At 56.7% G+C, this 18,759-nt stretch carries 17 protein-coding genes; 11 read left to right on the top strand and 6 right to left on the bottom strand.

Annotated features, from left to right (window positions below; genetic code table 11):
* The first annotated feature begins 32 nt into the window (after positions 1 to 32).
* The 4 genes from deoC (at position 33) to deoD (ending at position 4,375) form a co-directional block, all read left to right on the top strand.
* Positions 33 to 812, top strand: a complete 780-nt coding sequence (gene deoC, locus JBO43_RS07520; RefSeq protein WP_103947176.1) for a deoxyribose-phosphate aldolase — start codon at positions 33 to 35, stop codon at positions 810 to 812.
* A 135-nt stretch (positions 813 to 947) separates the two neighbouring features.
* Complete coding sequence (gene deoA / locus JBO43_RS07515; protein ID WP_095280673.1) at positions 948 to 2,270, top strand: thymidine phosphorylase; 1,323 nt, start codon at positions 948 to 950, stop codon at positions 2,268 to 2,270.
* Positions 2,271 to 2,330: 60 nt separating this feature from the next.
* Positions 2,331 to 3,554, top strand: coding sequence for a phosphopentomutase (gene deoB / locus JBO43_RS07510; protein ID WP_202674029.1), 1,224 nt, complete (start codon positions 2,331 to 2,333; stop codon positions 3,552 to 3,554).
* Positions 3,555 to 3,652: 98 nt separating this feature from the next.
* Entirely contained in the window at positions 3,653 to 4,375 is a 723-nt protein-coding gene (deoD, locus tag JBO43_RS07505; RefSeq protein ID WP_095280675.1) for a purine-nucleoside phosphorylase, read from the top strand.
* A 112-nt stretch (positions 4,376 to 4,487) separates the two neighbouring features.
* Here the strand turns inward: deoD and lplA are convergent, their stop codons facing one another.
* Together lplA and JBO43_RS07495 are read right to left on the bottom strand one after the other, a co-directional pair.
* Positions 4,488 to 5,504 (bottom strand): lipoate--protein ligase, encoded by a 1,017-nt coding sequence (gene lplA, locus JBO43_RS07500; protein WP_157738385.1) that lies wholly within the window; start codon positions 5,502 to 5,504, stop codon positions 4,488 to 4,490.
* A gap of 39 nt (positions 5,505 to 5,543) precedes the next feature.
* Positions 5,544 to 6,188 carry a YtjB family periplasmic protein gene (locus JBO43_RS07495; RefSeq protein ID WP_103947144.1) on the bottom strand — a complete coding sequence of 215 codons (645 nt, stop codon included), beginning with the start codon at positions 6,186 to 6,188 and terminating at the stop codon, positions 5,544 to 5,546.
* A 117-nt stretch (positions 6,189 to 6,305) separates the two neighbouring features.
* Here JBO43_RS07495 and serB point away from each other — a divergent pair, with 117 nt between their 5' ends.
* From serB to nadR, 3 genes are all read left to right on the top strand, one after another.
* On the top strand, positions 6,306 to 7,274 hold the full coding sequence (gene serB, locus JBO43_RS07490) for a phosphoserine phosphatase (RefSeq protein ID WP_103949173.1): 969 nt from the start codon (positions 6,306 to 6,308) through the stop codon (positions 7,272 to 7,274).
* A 13-nt stretch (positions 7,275 to 7,287) separates the two neighbouring features.
* Positions 7,288 to 8,670, top strand: a complete 1,383-nt coding sequence (gene radA / locus JBO43_RS07485; protein ID WP_095280677.1) for a DNA repair protein RadA — start codon at positions 7,288 to 7,290, stop codon at positions 8,668 to 8,670.
* A 66-nt stretch (positions 8,671 to 8,736) separates the two neighbouring features.
* Positions 8,737 to 9,969, top strand: coding sequence for a multifunctional transcriptional regulator/nicotinamide-nucleotide adenylyltransferase/ribosylnicotinamide kinase NadR (gene nadR, locus JBO43_RS07480; RefSeq protein WP_095280678.1), 1,233 nt, complete (start codon positions 8,737 to 8,739; stop codon positions 9,967 to 9,969).
* Between the two features lie 61 nt (positions 9,970 to 10,030).
* On the opposite strand, the gene JBO43_RS07475 is transcribed toward nadR, so the two are convergent.
* Positions 10,031 to 11,032 carry a zinc-binding alcohol dehydrogenase family protein gene (locus JBO43_RS07475; protein WP_202674028.1) on the bottom strand — a complete coding sequence of 334 codons (1,002 nt, stop codon included), beginning with the start codon at positions 11,030 to 11,032 and terminating at the stop codon, positions 10,031 to 10,033.
* Between the two features lie 106 nt (positions 11,033 to 11,138).
* Here JBO43_RS07475 and JBO43_RS07470 point away from each other — a divergent pair, with 106 nt between their 5' ends.
* A complete protein-coding gene (locus JBO43_RS07470) occupies positions 11,139 to 12,038 on the top strand; it encodes a LysR family transcriptional regulator (RefSeq protein WP_202674027.1) in 900 nt (299 codons plus the stop codon).
* Positions 12,039 to 12,139: 101 nt separating this feature from the next.
* On the opposite strand, the gene ettA is transcribed toward JBO43_RS07470, so the two are convergent.
* Positions 12,140 to 13,807: an energy-dependent translational throttle protein EttA gene (ettA, locus tag JBO43_RS07465; RefSeq protein WP_095280681.1), complete on the bottom strand. Its 1,668-nt coding sequence runs from the start codon at positions 13,805 to 13,807 to the stop codon at positions 12,140 to 12,142.
* A 226-nt stretch (positions 13,808 to 14,033) separates the two neighbouring features.
* On the opposite strand from ettA, the gene sltY reads away from it, so the two are divergent.
* The gene (sltY, locus tag JBO43_RS07460) at positions 14,034 to 15,971 is read left to right on the top strand and encodes a murein transglycosylase (protein WP_095280682.1); all 1,938 of its coding nucleotides are present in this window, start codon (positions 14,034 to 14,036) and stop codon (positions 15,969 to 15,971) included.
* Positions 15,972 to 16,142: 171 nt separating this feature from the next.
* Positions 16,143 to 16,469 carry a trp operon repressor gene (trpR, locus tag JBO43_RS07455; protein WP_095280684.1) on the top strand — a complete coding sequence of 109 codons (327 nt, stop codon included), beginning with the start codon at positions 16,143 to 16,145 and terminating at the stop codon, positions 16,467 to 16,469.
* 131 nt (positions 16,470 to 16,600) lie between these two features.
* Here trpR and yjjX read toward each other — a convergent pair whose 3' ends face one another.
* Positions 16,601 to 17,116 (bottom strand): inosine/xanthosine triphosphatase, encoded by a 516-nt coding sequence (yjjX, locus tag JBO43_RS07450; RefSeq protein WP_103949169.1) that lies wholly within the window; start codon positions 17,114 to 17,116, stop codon positions 16,601 to 16,603.
* A 49-nt stretch (positions 17,117 to 17,165) separates the two neighbouring features.
* Between yjjX and gpmB the strand changes: the two genes are divergently transcribed.
* Positions 17,166 to 17,813 (top strand): 2,3-diphosphoglycerate-dependent phosphoglycerate mutase GpmB, encoded by a 648-nt coding sequence (gene gpmB, locus JBO43_RS07445; protein ID WP_095280686.1) that lies wholly within the window; start codon positions 17,166 to 17,168, stop codon positions 17,811 to 17,813.
* Here the strand turns inward: gpmB and robA are convergent.
* Positions 17,810 to 18,679 carry an MDR efflux pump AcrAB transcriptional activator RobA gene (robA, locus tag JBO43_RS07440; protein WP_095280687.1) on the bottom strand — a complete coding sequence of 290 codons (870 nt, stop codon included), beginning with the start codon at positions 18,677 to 18,679 and terminating at the stop codon, positions 17,810 to 17,812. The two genes, gpmB and robA, sit on opposite strands and share 4 nt — an antisense overlap.
* Positions 18,680 to 18,759: the final 80 nt, after the last annotated feature.

Below are 18,759 nucleotides of genomic sequence, written 5' to 3'. Positions count from 1 at the left end.
AAATTTATACGGCAAAGCCGTTGGAGAATGTTATGACTGATTTAACCGCAAGCAGCCTGCGCGCGTTGAAACTGATGGACCTGACCACCCTGAACGATGACGACACCAATGAAAAAGTGATCGCATTGTGCCATCAGGCGAAAACGCCGGTAGGCAATACCGCTGCTATCTGTATCTATCCGCGTTTCATCCCGATTGCCCGTAAAACGCTGAACGCCCAGGGTACCCCTGACGTGCGTATCGCCACGGTCACCAACTTCCCACACGGTAACGACGACATCGATATCGCGCTGGCCGAAACCCGCGCGGCGATTGCCTACGGTGCAGACGAAGTGGACGTGGTCTTCCCGTACCGCGCACTGATCGCCGGTAACGAGCAGGTTGGTTTTGACCTGGTGAAAGCCTGTAAAGACGCGTGTGCGGCGGCTAACGTGCTGCTGAAAGTGATCATCGAAACCGGCGAGCTGAAAGAAGAAGCGCTGATTCGTAAAGCGTCTGAAATCTCTATCAAAGCCGGTGCGGATTTCATCAAAACCTCTACCGGTAAAGTGCCGGTCAATGCGACGCCAGAAAGCGCGCGCATCATGATGGAAGTGATCCGCGACATGGGCGTCTCTAAAACCGTTGGTTTTAAACCTGCAGGTGGCGTACGTACCGCAGAAGATGCGCAGCAATTCCTGGCTATCGCTGACGATCTGTTTGGTGCTGACTGGGCGGATTCCCGCCACTACCGCTTCGGCGCATCCAGCCTGCTGGCAAGCCTGCTGAAAGCGCTGGGTCACGGCGACGGCAAGAGCGCAAGTAGCTACTAAGCCTTATATTGCCGGATGTGTAGTGACGTAGGCCGGATAAGGCGCAGCCGCCATCCGGCATGAATACGACTGCCGGGTGGCGCGTTGCTTACCCGGCCTACAACGGCCTTCTACTCTTTTCCCCTGGGGGTTACCGTGTTTCTCGCACAAGAAATTATTCGTAAAAAACGTGATGGTCATGCATTAAGCGACGAAGAGATCCGCTTCTTTATCAACGGTATTCGTGATAACACCATCTCTGAAGGGCAGATTGCCGCCCTGGCGATGACCATTTTCTTCCACGATATGGCGATGCCGGAACGCGTCTCGCTGACCATGGCGATGCGAGATTCAGGGACCGTCCTGGATTGGAAAAGCCTTAACCTCAACGGCCCGATTGTGGATAAACACTCCACCGGCGGTGTGGGCGATGTCACCTCACTGATGCTCGGCCCAATGGTCGCAGCCTGCGGCGGTTACATCCCAATGATCTCTGGTCGCGGTTTGGGCCACACGGGCGGTACGCTCGACAAACTGGAAGCCATTCCGGGCTTCGATATCTTCCCGGATGACCAGCGCTTCCGCGAAATTATTAAAGACGTTGGTGTGGCGATTATCGGCCAGACCAGCTCTCTTGCTCCGGCGGATAAACGTTTTTACGCCACCCGCGACATCACCGCGACCGTCGATTCCATTCCGCTTATCACCGCTTCGATCCTCGCTAAAAAGCTTGCCGAAGGTCTGGATGCGCTGGTGATGGACGTGAAAGTAGGTAGCGGTGCGTTTATGCCGACCTTTGAACTCTCTGCGGCACTGGCCGAAGCGATCGTTGGCGTCTCCAACGGCGCAGGCGTGCGCACCACCGCGCTGCTCACCGACATGAATCAGGTGCTGGCGTCCAGCGCCGGTAACGCGGTCGAAGTCCGCGAAGCCGTGCAGTTCCTGACCGGCGAATACCGCAATCCGCGTCTGCTCGACGTCACCACGGCCCTGTGCGTGGAGATGTTGATTTCCGGTAAGCTTGCCAAAGACGACGCTGAAGCACGTGCGAAATTGCAGGCAGTGCTGGATAACGGCAAAGCGGCTGAGATCTTCGGTCGTATGGTTGCGGCGCAAAAAGGCCCGACCGATTTCGTCGAAAACTATGCGAAATATCTGCCGACCGCGACGCTCAGCAAAGCGGTGTACGCCGATGCGGAAGGGTTTGTTTCCGCGATGGACACTCGCGCGCTGGGCATGGCCGTGGTCTCGATGGGCGGCGGACGCCGTCAGGCATCGGACACCATTGATTACAGCGTCGGCTTTACCGATATGGCGCGTCTCGGTGACAGCGTCGACGGACAGCGTCCGCTGGCGGTGATCCACGCCAAAGATGAAGCCAGCTGGCAGGAAGCGGCGAAAGCGGTCAAAGCGGCCATTAAACTTGACGACACAGCTCCCGAAACCACACCAACCGTCTATCGTCGTATCACCGAATAGCGGTATACTGATCTGATCGGTTTTTTATGAATTTTTGAAGCACATAAGTACGGAGAACATATGAAACGTGCATTTATTATGGTGCTGGACTCATTCGGCATCGGCGCTACAGAAGATGCAGACCGCTTTGGTGATGTCGGTTCCGACACTATGGGCCATATCGCAGAAGCCTGTGCCAAAGGCGAAGCGAACATTGGCCGTCAGGGCCCACTGAACCTGCCAAACCTGACCCGTCTGGGCCTGGTGAAAGCGCATGAAGGTTCGACAGGTAAAGTCGCTGCCGGTATGGACGGCAACGCAGAAGTGATCGGCGCATACGCCTGGGCGCACGAGCTCTCTTCCGGTAAAGACACCCCGTCGGGTCACTGGGAAATCGCCGGTGTGCCGGTTCTGTTCGACTGGGGCTACTTCTCCGAACACGAAAACAGCTTCCCGCAGAAGCTGCTGGATAAGCTGGTTGAGCGCGGCAATCTGCCGGGTTACCTCGGTAACTGTCACTCTTCCGGTACCGTGATTCTGGACCAGCTCGGCGAAGAGCACATGAAAACCGGCAAACCGATTTTCTATACCTCCGCTGACTCCGTGTTCCAGATTGCCTGCCACGAAGAGACGTTCGGTCTGGACCGTCTTTACGAGCTGTGCGAAATCGCGCGTGAAGAGCTGACTGAAGGCGGCTACAACATTGGCCGCGTCATCGCTCGTCCGTTTATCGGCGACAAACCGGGCAACTTCCAGCGTACCGGCAACCGTCACGATCTGGCCGTTGAACCGCCAGCGCCGACCGTGCTGCAGAAACTGGTTGATGAGAAAGCGGGCGAAGTGGTTTCCGTCGGTAAAATCGCGGATATCTACGCTAACTGCGGCATCACCAAAAAAGTGAAAGCCACCGGTCTGGACGCGCTGTTTGACGCGACCATCAAAGAGATGAAAGAAGCGGGTGACAAGACCATTGTCTTCACTAACTTCGTGGACTTCGACTCCTCCTGGGGCCATCGTCGCGACGTCGCCGGTTATGCTGCCGGTCTGGAACTGTTCGACCGCCGTCTGCCGGAGCTGCTGGAGCTGGTTGGGGAAGATGACATCATCATCCTGACCGCTGACCACGGCTGCGACCCAACCTGGACCGGTACCGACCACACCCGTGAGCACATTCCTGTGCTGGTGTACGGCCCGAAAGTGAAACCAGGATCGCTCGGCCACCGCGAAACCTTCGCGGATATCGGCCAGACCATTGCGAGCTACTTCGGTACCTCTCCAATGGACTACGGCAAAAACATGCTTTAAACCTGTTGCCCGGCGGCATTGCGCTTGCCGGGTCTACTGAATCGTAGGCCGGGTAAGCGAAGCGCCACCCGGCAAAAAAACTTATAAGGGAACTGAAGATGGCTACCCCACACATTAATGCAGAAATGGGCGATTTCGCGGACGTTGTTTTGATGCCGGGCGACCCGCTGCGCGCGAAGCACATTGCTGAAACCTTCCTCGAAGACGTGCGTGAAGTGAACAACGTGCGCGGCATGCTGGGCTTCACCGGTACCTATAAAGGCCGCAAAATCTCCGTAATGGGTCACGGTATGGGTATCCCGTCCTGCTCCATCTACACCAAAGAGCTGATCACCGATTTCGGCGTGAAGAAAATCATCCGCGTGGGCTCTTGCGGTGCCGTGCGTATGGACGTGAAACTGCGTGACGTAGTCATCGGCATGGGTGCTTGCACCGATTCCAAAGTGAACCGTATGCGTTTCAAAGATCACGACTTCGCAGCGATTGCTGACTTCGGCATGGTGCGTAACGCGGTTGATGCAGCGAAAGCGCTGGGCGTTGACGCGCGCGTCGGTAACATCTTCTCTGCTGACCTGTTCTACTCTCCGGACGGCGGCGAAATGTTCGACGTGATGGAAAAGTACGGCATCCTGGGCGTGGAAATGGAAGCGGCAGGTATCTACGGCGTCGCGGCTGAGTTCGGTGCGAAAGCGCTGACCATCTGCACCGTGTCTGACCACATCCGTACTCACGAGCAGACCACTGCCGCTGAGCGTCAGACCACCTTCAACGACATGATCAAAATCGCGCTGGAATCTGTTCTGCTGGGCGATAAAGAGTAATTCCTCCCCCTCACCCTAACCCTCTCCCTCAGGGAGAGGGAACTGGCTAGTGCGGTTTTCTCCCTCTCCCTGTGGGAGAGGGCGGGGGTGAGGGCACCAGACCGCACTCATATCACCGCACCGCTTTCGCCACCCACGCCGACAATTCCCGCAACTCTTTCTCCTGCTCCGGGAAATCCGCTACCAGTGCGTCACACGCCTGCTGCAAACACTCCGCGCGATACAAACACCCTTGCAAGCGGGCCGCCAGTGCTTCCAGCGGGGCCGGATTCAGGCTGTCGGTAAACACCTGTGCGCGCGTGATAACGCCGCGCTCGACGTCGAAGTGAAGCTCCACGCCGCCCCAGGTAAAGCGCTCATCCAGCAGATGGGAGAATGCCGGTGCCTGACCAAAGTTCCACTCCCAACTGCTCTGGCGCGCAAAGGTCTCGGCAAAATTTGGCAGGTCCGGGGTTTTATCGGGGGAAATAACTTCCGCCTCGACGCGCTCGCCATAATGGTCGAAGAACGCCTCGCGGATCGCCGCGCAAATCTGCTCGTGAGTCACGCCGGGCAGCAGTTCAACCAAATTCGCCACACGGCCGCGTACCGAGGTAATCCCTTTGGCCTGAAGCTTTTTCTTATCAGGATTAAGGTAGTTCGCCAGACGGCTTAAATCGGCGTTGAGCAACAAGGTGCCGTGGTGGAAACCGCGATCTTTGGTTTCGCGATAGGCCGAGCCGGAGACTTTACGGTCGCCTTCGGGGGTTTTGACCACCAGATCGTTACGCCCGGACGCTTCCGCCGTCACGCCGAGGGAGTTCAACGCGTTGAGCACAATCGCGGTGGAGATGGTTTTATCGTACTCCGGTTTCCCGGCCATAAAGGTAAAGCAGGTATTACCGAGGTCGTGGAACACCGCGCCGCCACCGCTGCTGCGACGGGCCAGACGCACGTTGTCCTCTTCCATGCGCCGCGTGTTGCACTCTTTCCACGGGTTCTGCGCGCGGCCAATGACCACCGTATCGGCGTTACGCCAGAGGAACAGGACGCGCTGCGTGGCGGGCATCTGGCGGAAGATGCACTCTTCCACCGCGAGGTTGAACCAGGGATCGTAAGAGTCAGAGATAAGCAGGCGGAGCGTCGTCATGGCAGATTTCCTTTTCCGAATCGGACGCCCATTTTACCACTATTCTTTCTTCTCGCTCTCTTCCTCTTCCGGCACCGATTTGCTGGCCGTCAGCAGGAATGGCGACTGCTGCCAGCGCGTGCGTTTGCCCTGCAACAGGGTACGCGTTAACACCACGCCAATCGCCAGCGAAAGGAGTAACATCAGGCGCAGAATGTTGGTGGTGTTATCCACCTGTTTGGCTTCGGTCGGCAGGGTATGGGTGTCGAGCGTGAGGCGCAAATAACCGAGCGGGCCATTTTTGCCCTGAATCGGCTCGACGATTTGCTGATTGAAATAGCCGCCGGCTTTTTTGCCGTCCAGCGCCAGTCGGTCGCGGACGTCGACGTGCTCACCGGCGCGGGCAATTAAATCGCCCTGTTCATCGTACACGCCCGCATCCAGAATGCGGCTGTTTTCAGTAATCTGGCGCAGTATCTGCGCGATACGTTTATCGTCTGGCGTCTCGGTGCGCATCGCGGGCGCAACGCTCAGCGTGACCTGACGCGCAAGCGTGCGTGCCAGCTCTTCGAGCTGTGGATTACGTTGCCGTTGATGATTCTGGCTAAACCAGGACGCCCCTTGCATCAGCGCCACCAGAAGCGCGAGGCAGGACAGGACAATCACTGCACGATGAAGCCGGAATTTCAGTTTTGCGCGAGCCATATTCCACCTGCTGAAAATTTACGGCTTAATGTTGCCAGAAGTGATGGTTACAGGGTAGCCTCATGCGTTATTTTCCCCCTGGAACCTTCCGGCGCGAACCAATTTACAGGAGCTTCAATGCCGAACATTACCTGGTGCGACCTGACCGATGACGTCTCTTTATGGCCAGGATTGCCGCTCTCATTAAGTGGCGACGAGGTTATGCCTCTGGACTACCATGCAGGGCGTAGCGGTTGGCTGCTGTATGGCCGTGGCCTGGATAAGCAACGCCTGACCCAATACCAAACCAAGCTTGGTGCGGCGATGGTCATCGTGGCGGCCTGGTGCGTGGACGATTATCAGGTGCTGCGTCTGGCCGGTTCACTGACGCCGCGCGCCACTCGTCTGGCGCATGACGCCGGGCTGGATGTGGCGCCGCTGGGGAAAATCCCACATCTGAAAACCCCTGGGCTGCTGGTGATGGACATGGATTCGACCGCCATCCAGATCGAGTGCATCGATGAACTCGCTAAACTGGCCGGCAGCGGTGAGATGGTGGCGGAAGTAACCGAACGCGCGATGCGCGGTGAACTCGATTTTGCCGCCAGCCTGAAGCAGCGCGTCGCCACCCTGAAAGGGGCCGATGCCAATATTCTGCGCCAGGTGCGCGACACGCTGCCGCTGATGCCGGGGCTCACCCAACTGGTGCTGAAGCTCGAAACCCTCGGCTGGAAAGTGGCGATTGCCTCCGGCGGGTTCACCTTCTTCGCAGACTACCTGCGCGACAAACTGCATCTGACGACCGTAGTGGCGAACGAGCTGGAGATCCGCGACGGCAAGCTGACCGGGGAAGTGATCGGCGATATCGTGGATGCGCAGTACAAAGCCAACACGCTCACGCGTCTGGCGGAAAAATATGAAATCCCGGTGACGCAGACCGTTGCCATCGGCGATGGCGCGAACGATCTGCCGATGATCAAAGTGGCAGGTCTGGGCATCGCCTATCATGCCAAGCCAAAAGTGAACGAAAAGACAGAAGTCACCATCCGTCATGCTGATCTGATGGGCGTGTTCTGCATCCTGTCCGGCAGTGTGAATCAGAAATAATTAGAGGTAAACCGTGGCGAAAGCTCCAAAACGCGCATTTGTCTGTAATGAATGTGGTGCGGATTATCCGCGCTGGCAGGGGCAGTGCAGCGCCTGTCATGCCTGGAACACCATCACCGAAGTGCGCGTGGCCGCTTCGCCAACCGTGGCCCGCAATGAGCGTCTGACGGGCTATGCAGGCAACGCGGGCGTCTCGAAAGTGCAAAAACTATCTGAGATCAGCCTCGATGAAGTCCCGCGCTTCTCCACCGGATTTAAAGAGTTCGACCGCGTATTAGGTGGCGGAGTGGTGCCGGGCAGTGCGATCCTGATCGGCGGTAATCCAGGGGCGGGTAAATCGACGCTGCTGCTGCAAACTCTGTGTAAGCTCTCTGAGCAGATGAAAACCCTGTATGTCACCGGTGAAGAATCCCTGCAACAGGTGGCAATGCGCGCACACCGTCTCGGCCTGCCGACCGGTAATCTCAACATGCTGTCGGAAACCAGCATTGAACAGATTTGCATGATTGCCGATGAAGAGCAGCCGAAGCTGATGGTCATCGACTCCATCCAGGTTATGCACATGGCGGACATTCAGTCCTCGCCGGGTAGCGTGGCGCAGGTGCGCGAAACCGCGGCTTATCTGACGCGCTTCGCCAAAACGCGCGGCGTGGCGATCGTGATGGTTGGTCACGTCACCAAAGACGGCTCGCTGGCCGGTCCGAAAGTGCTGGAGCACTGCATCGACTGCTCGGTGATGCTCGACGGCGACGCTGATTCCCGCTTCCGCACCCTGCGCAGCCACAAAAACCGTTTTGGTGCCGTTAATGAGTTGGGCGTTTTCGCCATGACCGAACAGGGGCTGCGTGAAGTCAGTAACCCGTCGGCGATTTTCCTCAGCCGTGGCGAAGAAGAGACGCCGGGCAGTTCGGTAATGGTGCTCTGGGAAGGGACTCGCCCGCTGCTGGTCGAGATTCAGGCGCTGGTGGATCAATCGATGATGGGCAACCCGCGTCGCGTCGCGGTCGGTCTTGAGCAAAACCGTTTAGCGATTCTGCTGGCGGTACTGCACCGCCACGGCGGCCTGCAAATGGCGGATCAGGACGTGTTCGTCAACGTGGTTGGCGGCGTGAAAGTGACCGAAACCAGCGCCGATCTGGCGCTGCTCCTGGCGATGGTTTCTAGCCTGCGCAACCGCCCATTGCCACAGGATCTGGTGGTCTTTGGCGAAGTCGGGCTGGCGGGGGAAATTCGCCCGGTCCCGAGCGGTCAGGAGCGTATTTCCGAAGCGGCAAAACACGGTTTCCGCCGTGCGATTGTCCCGATTGCCAACGTGCCGAAAAAAGTGCCGGAAGGGATGAAGATTTTCCCGGTGAAGAAACTGTCTGATGCGTTAAGCGTCTTTGACGACTTATAATATTTAAGTTCGTATCTTATTGGCGGGGGCGTCTTGCTGACCCGCCTCACTTAGCAGGAGGCTCTTGTGTCAACATTTGACTATCTTAAAACCGCAATCCGCCAGAAGGGCTGCACCTTGCAGCAGGTGGCGGAAGCCAGCGGGATGACCAAGGGCTATTTAAGCCAGCTTCTGAATGCCAAAATCAAAAGCCCGAGCGCGCAAAAGCTGGAAGCGTTGCACCGCTTTCTGGGCCTCGAATTTCCGCGCATGCAAAAGAACATCGGCGTGGTGTTCGGCAAGTTCTATCCGCTGCACACCGGGCATATCTATCTGATTCAGCGCGCCTGTAGCCAGGTCGATGAGCTGCATATCATCATGGGTTACGACGACACGCGTGACCGTGCGCTGTTCGAAGACAGCGCCATGTCCCAGCAGCCGACCGTTTCGGACCGTTTGCGCTGGCTGCTCCAGACCTTCAAATATCAAAAAAATATTCGTATTCATGCCTTTAATGAAGAGGGCATGGAGCCGTACCCGCACGGCTGGGATGTGTGGAGTAACGGCATCAAAGCCTTTATGGAAGAGAAGGGGATCGCCCCGAACTGGATCTACACCTCTGAAGAGTCCGATGCGCCGCAGTTCCGCGAGCATCTTGGAACCGAAACGGTGCTGATCGACCCGAAACGTACCTTCATGAACATCAGCGGCGGGCAGATCCGCGAAAACCCGTTCCGCTACTGGGATTACATCCCGACTGAAGTAAAACCGTTCTTTGTGCGCACCGTGGCGATTCTGGGCGGTGAATCAAGCGGTAAATCCACGCTGGTCAACAAGCTGGCAAACATCTTCAACACCAGCAGTGCGTGGGAATACGGACGCGATTATGTCTTCTCGCATCTGGGCGGCGATGAGATGGCGCTTCAGTATTCCGACTACGACAAAATCGCGCTCGGCCACGCTCAGTACATTGATTTCGCGGTGAAATACGCCAACAAGGTCGCGTTTGTCGATACGGATTTTGTCACCACCCAGGCGTTCTGTAAAAAGTACGAAGGGCGTGAGCACCCGTTCGTTCAGGCGCTGATTGACGAGTACCGTTTTGATCTGGTGATCCTGCTGGAAAACAACACGCCGTGGGTCGCAGACGGGATGCGCAGCCTCGGTAGCTCCGTTGATCGTAAAGAGTTCCAGACCATGCTGGTGGATATGCTGCGCGAGAATAACGTGGAGTTTGTTCACGTCGAAGAGTCGGACTACGATGGCCGCTTCCTGCGCTGTGTGGAGCTGGTGAAGGAGTTGATGGGGGAGCGGGAGTAAAGACTGCTCCGATCGATCCCCTCTCCCTTTGGGAGAGGGTTAGGGTGAGGGGGCAATGACCTCAGAACGCCACCACCACTTTTCCGCGCATATGCCCGTCCAGCACTTTCCGGTGTGCCTCGGTGATGCTCTCCACGCTTAAGCCGTGCAGGGTTTCGCTCAGCGAACTTTCCACCACGCCAGCATCAACCAGCTTCGCCACCTCATTCAGGATCTCGCCCTGACGCGCCATGTCTGCGGTCTGGTACATGCTGCGGGTGTACATAAACTCCCAGTGCAGCGCGGCAGATTTTGACTTCAGCTTACTCTGATCCAGCGGACGGTCGTTCTCCACGATGGTGCAAATATGCCCCTGCGGCGCAATCAGTTCGCTGACTGCGTCCCAGTGTCCGTCGGTGTCATTGAGGATGAAAATGTAGTCGACGAATTTGATGTCGTGCTTCGCCAGCTCGCCCTTCAGGTCACGATAATTCACCACCAGATCGGCGCCGCGATCCCGGCACCATTGGGCTGAGTCCTCGCGAGAGGCGGTGGCGATCACCTTGATCTGGCTGTTGTGTTTGGCGAAGGGGATCGCCAGCGATCCGACGCCGCCCGCACCGCCGATAATCAGCAGCGTTTTGTCCGATCCGGCGTCCTGAATATGCAGGCGTTCAAACAGTCCTTCCCATGCCGTCAACGCGGTTAAAGGCAGTGCCGCGGCGGCGGCCCAGTCGAGGCTTTGCGGTTTGTGGCCGACGATGCGCGCGTCAATCAACTGGTGGGTGGCGTTGCTGCCCGGACGGGTGATGTCACCGGCGTACCACACTTCGTCACCGGCTTGGAACTGCGTGACACTCGCACCGACCGCTTTCACAATGCCGCTCGCGTCCCAGCCCAGAATGCGCGGTGCTTGCAGGCCGTTCTTAGTCAAGCCCGCATGGACTTTGGTATCGACCGGGTTCACGGAAACGGCTTTCACTTCGACCAGCAGATCGTGCTCGCCGGGTTGCGGCATCGGCTGGGTAATTTCAATAAAAACAGACGGCTGGTCTGGATTAACGGCGATAGCTTTAACGGACATGGTGAGCTCCTCATGGAATACGTGTGTTGAGGCTAGTCTATTAAGTCACCACTTGCGTGATAAGATGGACAATCAATAACAAAGTGTTCGCATGAGATGAACAATTATGTTTAAGCAGCTTCAGGATATGGCCCTGTTTACGCTGGTGGCGGAGATGGGCAGTTTTACCGCGGCGGCGCAAAAAGCGGGGCTGCCGAAATCGAGCGTCAGCCAGCGCGTTAGTCAGCTTGAGCAGCAGGTAGGCATCCGGCTGCTGAACCGCACCACCCGCAAACTCAATTTAACTTTTGCGGGCGAGCACTATCTGGTGCATTGCCGCGAGATGCTGGCGGCCAGCGAGCGGGCGGAATACGCCATTCAGCGCCTGCGCGATAATCCCGGTGGACGGCTGCGCGTCACTTCCCCGGCGGGAATTGGCGCGACGCTGCTGGCGCATCTGAATGCGGAATTTCAGCGCCGATACCCGGACGTTTCTCTCGATGTCTGTATTTCCGATGATGTGCAGGATCTGGTGCAATCGGGCTATGACGTGGCGCTGCGCACCGGTAAACCGCAGGATTCTTCTCTGATTGGCCGCAAGATTGGTAACTGCCCGCGCTACATGCTGGCCTCACCCGAGTATCTGGCGCGTTTTGGCCCGCTGGAACATCCGCGGCAGTTGGTCGAACACCGGTGTATTACGCACAAGGCCTGGCCGGAGTGGCTTTTACGCCATAACGACGAGGATTATCGTCATCTGCCGAACAATGCCCACGTGACGGATAACCTGGTCTACGCCCGCGAAAGTGCCATCGCACGCGCGGGAATCACGCTGCTGCCCGCATTTTTGCTGGAAGATAAAATCGAGAAGGGCGCGCTGGTGCAGGTTTTGCCGGAATGGAGCGTGGAAGGAAACGAGCTGTGGCTGGTCTATCCGAGCAGGAAACTGAATTCACCTGCGCTGATGAGCTATATCCAGTTTGCGATGCAGTTTGATGAGGTGAAGCGGTTTTACGTTGGGATGTGATTGCCGGGTGAATAGTGCGGCCTGGTGCCCTCACCCCGGCCCTCTCCCACAGGGAGATGGAGCAAAGACTAAAAACGGCAACCGAAGTTGCCGTTTTGCTTTTATTTCGAAATACGCTTGTACTTGATACGTTTTGGCTCCAGCGCATCCGCGCCGAGGGTACGTTTCTTGTACTCTTCGTATTCGGTGAAGTTACCTTCGAAGAACTCCACTTTACCCTCGTCCTGGTAATCCAGAATGTGGGTCGCGATACGGTCAAGGAACCAACGGTCGTGCGAGATAACCATTGCACAGCCTGGGAACTCCAGCATGGCGTTTTCCAGCGCGCGCAGGGTTTCGATGTCCAGGTCGTTGGTTGGTTCATCGAGCAGCAGCACGTTACCGCCAACCTGCAGCAGTTTCGCCAGATGCAGACGACCGCGCTCACCACCGGACAGTTCGCCGACGCGTTTACCCTGATCGACACCTTTGAAGTTGAAGCGGCCAACGTAGGCACGGCTTGGCATCTCGGTGTTGCCGATACGCATAATATCCTGCCCGCCGGAGACTTCTTCCCACACGGTTTTGCTGTTATCCATCGCGTCACGGAACTGGTCAACGGAGGCCAGTTTCACGGTATCGCCCAGCGTAATGGTGCCGCTGTCAGGTTGTTCCTGACCGGACATCATGCGGAACAGCGTCGATTTACCCGCGCCGTTAGGACCGATGATCCCGACAATCGCCCCTTTCGGCACGGAGAAGCTCAGGTCGTCGATCAGCACACGGTCGCCGTAGGACTTACGCAGATTGCTCACTTCAACGACTTTATCGCCCAGACGTGCTCCAGGTGGAATAAACAGTTCGTTGGTTTCGTTACGTTTCTGGTACTCGGAATTGTTCAGCTCTTCAAAGCGTGCCAGACGGGCTTTGCCCTTAGACTGACGGCCTTTCGCGCCCTGACGAACCCACTCAAGCTCTTTCTCAATCGATTTACGACGAGCGGCTTCCTGAGAGGCTTCCTGCGCCAGACGCTGATCTTTCTGCTCCAGCCAGGAGGAGTAGTTGCCTTCCCACGGAATACCTTCACCACGGTCCAGCTCCAGGATCCAGCCCGCCACATTATCGAGGAAGTAACGGTCGTGGGTAATCGCCACAACGGTCCCTTCGAAGTCGTGCAGGAAGCGTTCCAGCCAGGCGACGGATTCGGCATCCAGGTGGTTCGTCGGTTCGTCGAGCAGCAGCATGTCTGGCTTTTCCAGCAACAGACGGCACAGCGCGACGCGGCGGCGTTCACCACCGGACAGTTTTTCAATTTTCGCGTCCCAGTCTGGCAGGCGCAGGGCATCGGCCGCACGCTCCAGCTGGACGTTCAGGTTGTGACCGTCGTGCGCCTGGATAATTTCTTCGAATTTACCCTGTTGCGCCGCCAGTTTGTCGAAGTCAGCATCCGGTTCAGCGTACTTCGCGTACACCTCATCCAGACCTTTCAGCGCGTTAACGACTTCGGCAACGGCTTCTTCGACGGATTCGCGAACGGTGTGTTCCGGGTTTAGCTTCGGTTCCTGCGGCAGATAGCCGATTTTAAGGCCCGGCTGTGGACGAGCTTCACCTTCGATGTCTGTATCGATGCCCGCCATGATGCGCAGCAGGGTGGACTTACCGGCACCGTTGAGACCCAGGACACCGATTTTTGCGCCCGGGAAGAAGCTCAGCGAGATATTTTTCAGAATATGGCGTTTCGGCGGAACGACTTTGCCGACACGATGCATGGTATAAACGAATTGAGCCACGTGGACTTCGCCTCTTTTATCGTGAAGAAAATAGAATTCAGCTGCGAAGTGTAGCCTTTTTCAGTGCCTAATCCCAGACACGAACGTCGGGAGTGTTAAAGCACGCAAGAAAGGTAAAAAAGTGTCCATGACGTGGCGCGTTGCCTTATGCCTGGTTAGCATAGATCCATTACATTTTTACGTGGCACGACGCTGCAACTGTATTTAACACATTGAGGAAGAGCTTGTGGAAAAAGCCAAACAGGTGGTCTGGCGTCTGCTGGCTGCCAGCGTATGCGTGATGACGATAAGCCACGCAGCGCATGCCGATTCACTGGATGAACAGCGTAACCGCTATGCGCAGATCAAGCAGGCGTGGGACAGCAAGCAGATGGATACCGTGCAGGCACTGATGCCGACGCTGAAAGAATATCCGCTGTACCCGTATCTGGAATACCGTCAGATTACCGACGATCTCATGAACCAGCCGACGCTCACCGTCGCCAATTTTATTCAGGCCAACCCGACGTTGCCGCCTGCTCGAACTCTACAGTCACGCTTTGTGAACGAACTGGCGCGACGTGAAGACTGGCGCGGCCTGCTGGCGTTCAGTCCGCAAAAACCAGGTACCACCGAAGCGCAGTGTAATTTCTATTACGCCAAATGGGCGACAGGCCAGCAGCAGGAAGCCTGGGACGGTGCGAAAGAGCTGTGGCTCACCGGCAAAAATCAGCCTAATGCCTGTGATTCCCTGTTTGGGGCCTGGCGTGCGTCGGGCCAGCAAGACCCGCTGGCCTACCTCGAACGTATTCGCCTGGCGATGAAAGCGGGTAATACGCGCCTCGTGACTACGCTCGCAGGGCAAATGCCTTCTGATTATCAGACCATTTCCACGGCGGTTATTCAGCTTGCCAACGATCCGAATTCTGTTCTGACTTTTGCTCGCTCAACGGGCGCGACCGATTTCACTCGTCAGATGGCGGCGGTGGCCTTTACCAGCGTGGCGCGTGACGACGTTGAAAATGCGCGGCTGATGATACCGCAGCTGGTTCAGGCGCAGCAGCTTAACGATGATCAAACTCAGGATTTGCGCGATATCGTCGCATGGCGTTTGATGGGCACCGATGTGACCGACGAACAGGCGCGCTGGCGTGACGACGCGATCATGCGCTCAAATTCGACCTCGCTTGTCGAACGTCGGGTGCGCATGGCGCTGGGCGCTGGCGATCGCCGTGGTCTTAATACCTGGCTTTCCCGCTTGCCGATGGATGCCAAAGAAAAAGATGAATGGCGCTACTGGCAGGCCGATTTGCTGATGGAGCGCGGACGCGATGACGAAGCGAAAGAGATCCTCCATTCTCTGATGCAGCAGCGTGGCTTCTACCCGATGGCGGCGGCGCAGCGTCTGGGCGAGGAGTACACGCTCAAAATCGACAAAGCTCCGACCAACCTCAACTCAGCTCTGGTTCAGGGGGCAGAAATGGCGCGCGTACGCGAGCTGATGTACTGGGGAATGGACAACACGGCGCGCAGCGAGTGGGCCAATCTGGTGACCAGCCGTACTACCGATGAAAAAGCGCAGCTGGCGCGTTATGCCTTTGATAATCGCTGGTGGGATCTGAGCGTTCAGGCAACGATCGCCGGTAAATTGTGGGATCATCTGGAAGAGCGTTTCCCGCTGGCCTATAAAGATCTGTTCGATCGCTACACCAGCGGAAAAGACATTCCGCAGAGCTATGCGATGGCAATTGCTCGTCAGGAAAGCGCATGGAACCCTAAAGTGCGCTCACCGGTGGGTGCCAGCGGCCTGATGCAAATCATGCCGGGCACCGCCACGCATACGGTGAAGATGTTTAATATTCCAGGCTACAGCAGCCCGTCGCAGCTGCTGGACCCGGATACCAACATCAATATCGGCACCAGCTATTTGCAGTATGTTTATTCCCAGTTCGGCAATAACCGCATCTTCTCGTCTGCGGCCTACAACGCAGGGCCTGGACGCGTGCGTACCTGGCTTGGCAACAGCGCCGGGCGCATCGACGCTGTGGCGTTTGTCGAGAGCATTCCGTTCTCTGAAACACGCGGTTATGTGAAGAATGTGCTGGCGTATGACGCTTACTATCGCTACTTCATGGGGCAGAAAGATACCCTGATGAGCGACGCCGAGTGGCAGAGAAAGTATTAATTACGTACACAAAATCATTCAAGTTGCATCGCGGCGGCAAGCCTGTGAATCCCCGGGAGCTTACATTAGTAAGTGACCGGGGTGAGCAGGCGCAGCCAACAAAGATGCAGATGGAATGATGAAGTGTATGTTATGCTTGTACTCGTCTAAGAGTACAAACGGCGGCATAACATGACCCAGCATTCCCCTTATTCATCGGCAATGGCCGAACAGCGCAATCAGGAGTGGCTTCGTTTTGTGGAGCTGCTTCGCCAGTCCTACGAACAAGATCTGCACTTACCGCTGATGCAATTGATGCTGACACCCGACGAGCGTGAAGCGTTGGGCACGCGTGTGCGTATCATCGAAGAGTTGCTGCGTGGTGAGATGAGCCAGCGTGAGCTGAAAAGTGAGCTGGGCGCAGGCATTGCGACGATTACCCGTGGTTCGAACAGTCTGAAATCGGCCCCGGTGGAATTGCGCCACTGGCTTGAGGACGTGCTGCTGAAAAATGCCTGATGGCGCTGCGCTTATCAGGCCTACGGTTCATGGATTGGGTTTTGTAGGCCGGGTAAGGCGAAGCCGCCACCCGGCAATGGCGTGGCCGGTTGCCTGATGGCACTGCGCTTATCAGGCCTACAACGGCGGAATCAGTCGTACACCGCGTTATGAAACGGGCTTAATGCCAACACCACCGCCTGATGATATACGCTCGAACGCGTCAAAGCTCCGGCGGTAAACACGCCAATAGCCCCTTCTTTGCGGCCAATTTCATCAATGCCGGTGTACTGAGACATCACCGGCCCGAGCGCTTCTCCAGCACGCACTTTATCCAGAATGATGGCCGGTAAAGGCAGCGTCGCTGAGCGCGATTCCCCACGCTGTTCGCGGCTTTCGATAACCACCCAGCTAAAGGTGGCACCCTCGTCAATCCCTGCTTCAATAGCCACCCAAAAATCTGCCTCAGGGCGTGCGGCCTTCGCATTCACGACGCGATTTCGTGCGCCAGCGCGCGTTTCCTCGCTCCCAAACGGCTGTTCAGGAACACCGCTCTCGACGCCGACGGCGTCAATATGGCAGGATCCTTCGCCGAAGATCTCTTCAAATGCCCTTAGAATTGCCTGAATTTTGGCAGGATTAGTGGTAGCAGAGACAACCTGGTGCATAATTAAGCTCGATTCAAAAAAAACTCATCGCATTATAACGGAAAAAAACATGTTACAGGTTTACCTTGTTCGCCACGGTGAAACGCAGTGGAACGCCGAGCGACGTATTCAAGGCCAGTCCGACAGCCCTCTCACCGCCAAGGGTGAGCAACAAGCGTGGCAGGTAGCGGAACGTGCCAGAACGTTAGGCATCACGCACATTATCTCCAGCGACCTGGGTCGCACGCAGCAAACGGCGCGCATTATCGCCGAGGCCTGCGGGTGCGACATTATCCTCGATCCTCGCCTGCGCGAATTGGATATGGGCGTGCTGGAAAAACGTCATGTGGATACACTGACAGAACAGGAAGAGGGCTGGCGCCGCACGCTGGTCAACGGTACGGAAGATGGCCGTATTCCTGAAGGCGAATCCATGCAGGAACTGAGCGTGCGCGTTCAGGCGGCGCTGGCGGATTGCCTCAAATTGCCGGCCGGCAGCCGCCCGCTGCTTGTTAGCCACGGTATTGCGCTGGGTTGTCTGGTGAGCACTATTCTCGGATTACCGGCCTATGCGGAACGCCGTTTGCGTCTGCGCAACTGCTCTATTTCCCGCATCGATTATCAGGAAAGCCCGTGGCTGGCGTCCGGTTGGGTGGTGGAAATGGCAGGGGACATATCGCATCTGGATGCCCCTGCGCTGGATGAGCTGCAGCGCTAGCGGCGCACAGGAATCAAGTATTCCATCCGCAGATTGATTGGGCCTACTTCCGGTTTTGCATCGCTGGCCGGATAGTAGCGCTCAATGTCCTGACCTTTGCGGCGGTTCAGATTCAGCATCGGCATACAGGTTCCGTAAACGGTCAGGATGAATTCCTGCACGCCAGTGCCCAGCCCTTCATAGTTGAACATGACGTATTCGCCGCCTTCCAGCACCACCGGTTTCGAGCCCTGAATATAGCCGTTGGCCATCTCTGGCGTGAGCGCGGTGGTATAAAACACTTCCTGCTCGTCGTCTTTTTCCTGGCTTGGGTGCGTCTCGTTCAAACCATATAGCAGCGGCGGAAGCGCCGGGGCGTGGCTGAGGAAATCGCGCCAGAACTGGGTTCGCATCTGATGGCGGAATTCTGAAATCTGTTCCAGTGAACACGTATAGCTTTGCGTGGTGCCGATCAGGTGCGTTTCTGGCAGGTCGAGGAATTCGTATTTTGGCATCGCGAATTCGCCCAGACGCAGCGGTGGACGCATGCCGAATGAGCTCCAGTCGGGAGAACGGCGATAGAGCGCAGGTGTCAGAGAGAACTGTTTTTTGAAGGCGCGAGTGAACGTCTGCTGAGAATCAAAACGGTATTGCAGGGCAATATCCAGAATCGGGCGCGCGGTCAGGCGCAGTGCCACAGCCGATTTTGACAGGCGACGAGCGCGAATATAGGCACCGATGGCATGACCGGTGACATCCTTGAACATCCTTTGCAAATGCCACTTGGAATAGCCTGCTTTTGCCGCCACATTATCCAGTGACAAAGGCTGGTCAAGATGACCTTCCAGCCAGGTAAGCAGATCGCGAATAATTCCAGCCTGATCCATATACTATCCTCATCCTTAAAACAGCAGGTGCCTGATAACAGGGTAGCGGATAATAGCATTTTTTGATGTTTTAGCATTCA

Origin of the sequence: Lelliottia jeotgali, from assembly GCF_016771845.1 — a bacterium.
Lineage (GTDB): Bacteria > Pseudomonadota > Gammaproteobacteria > Enterobacterales > Enterobacteriaceae > Enterobacter > Enterobacter jeotgali.
Note: the sequence above shows the minus strand (reverse complement) of the source record. Positions and strands in the feature narration are given on the sequence as shown.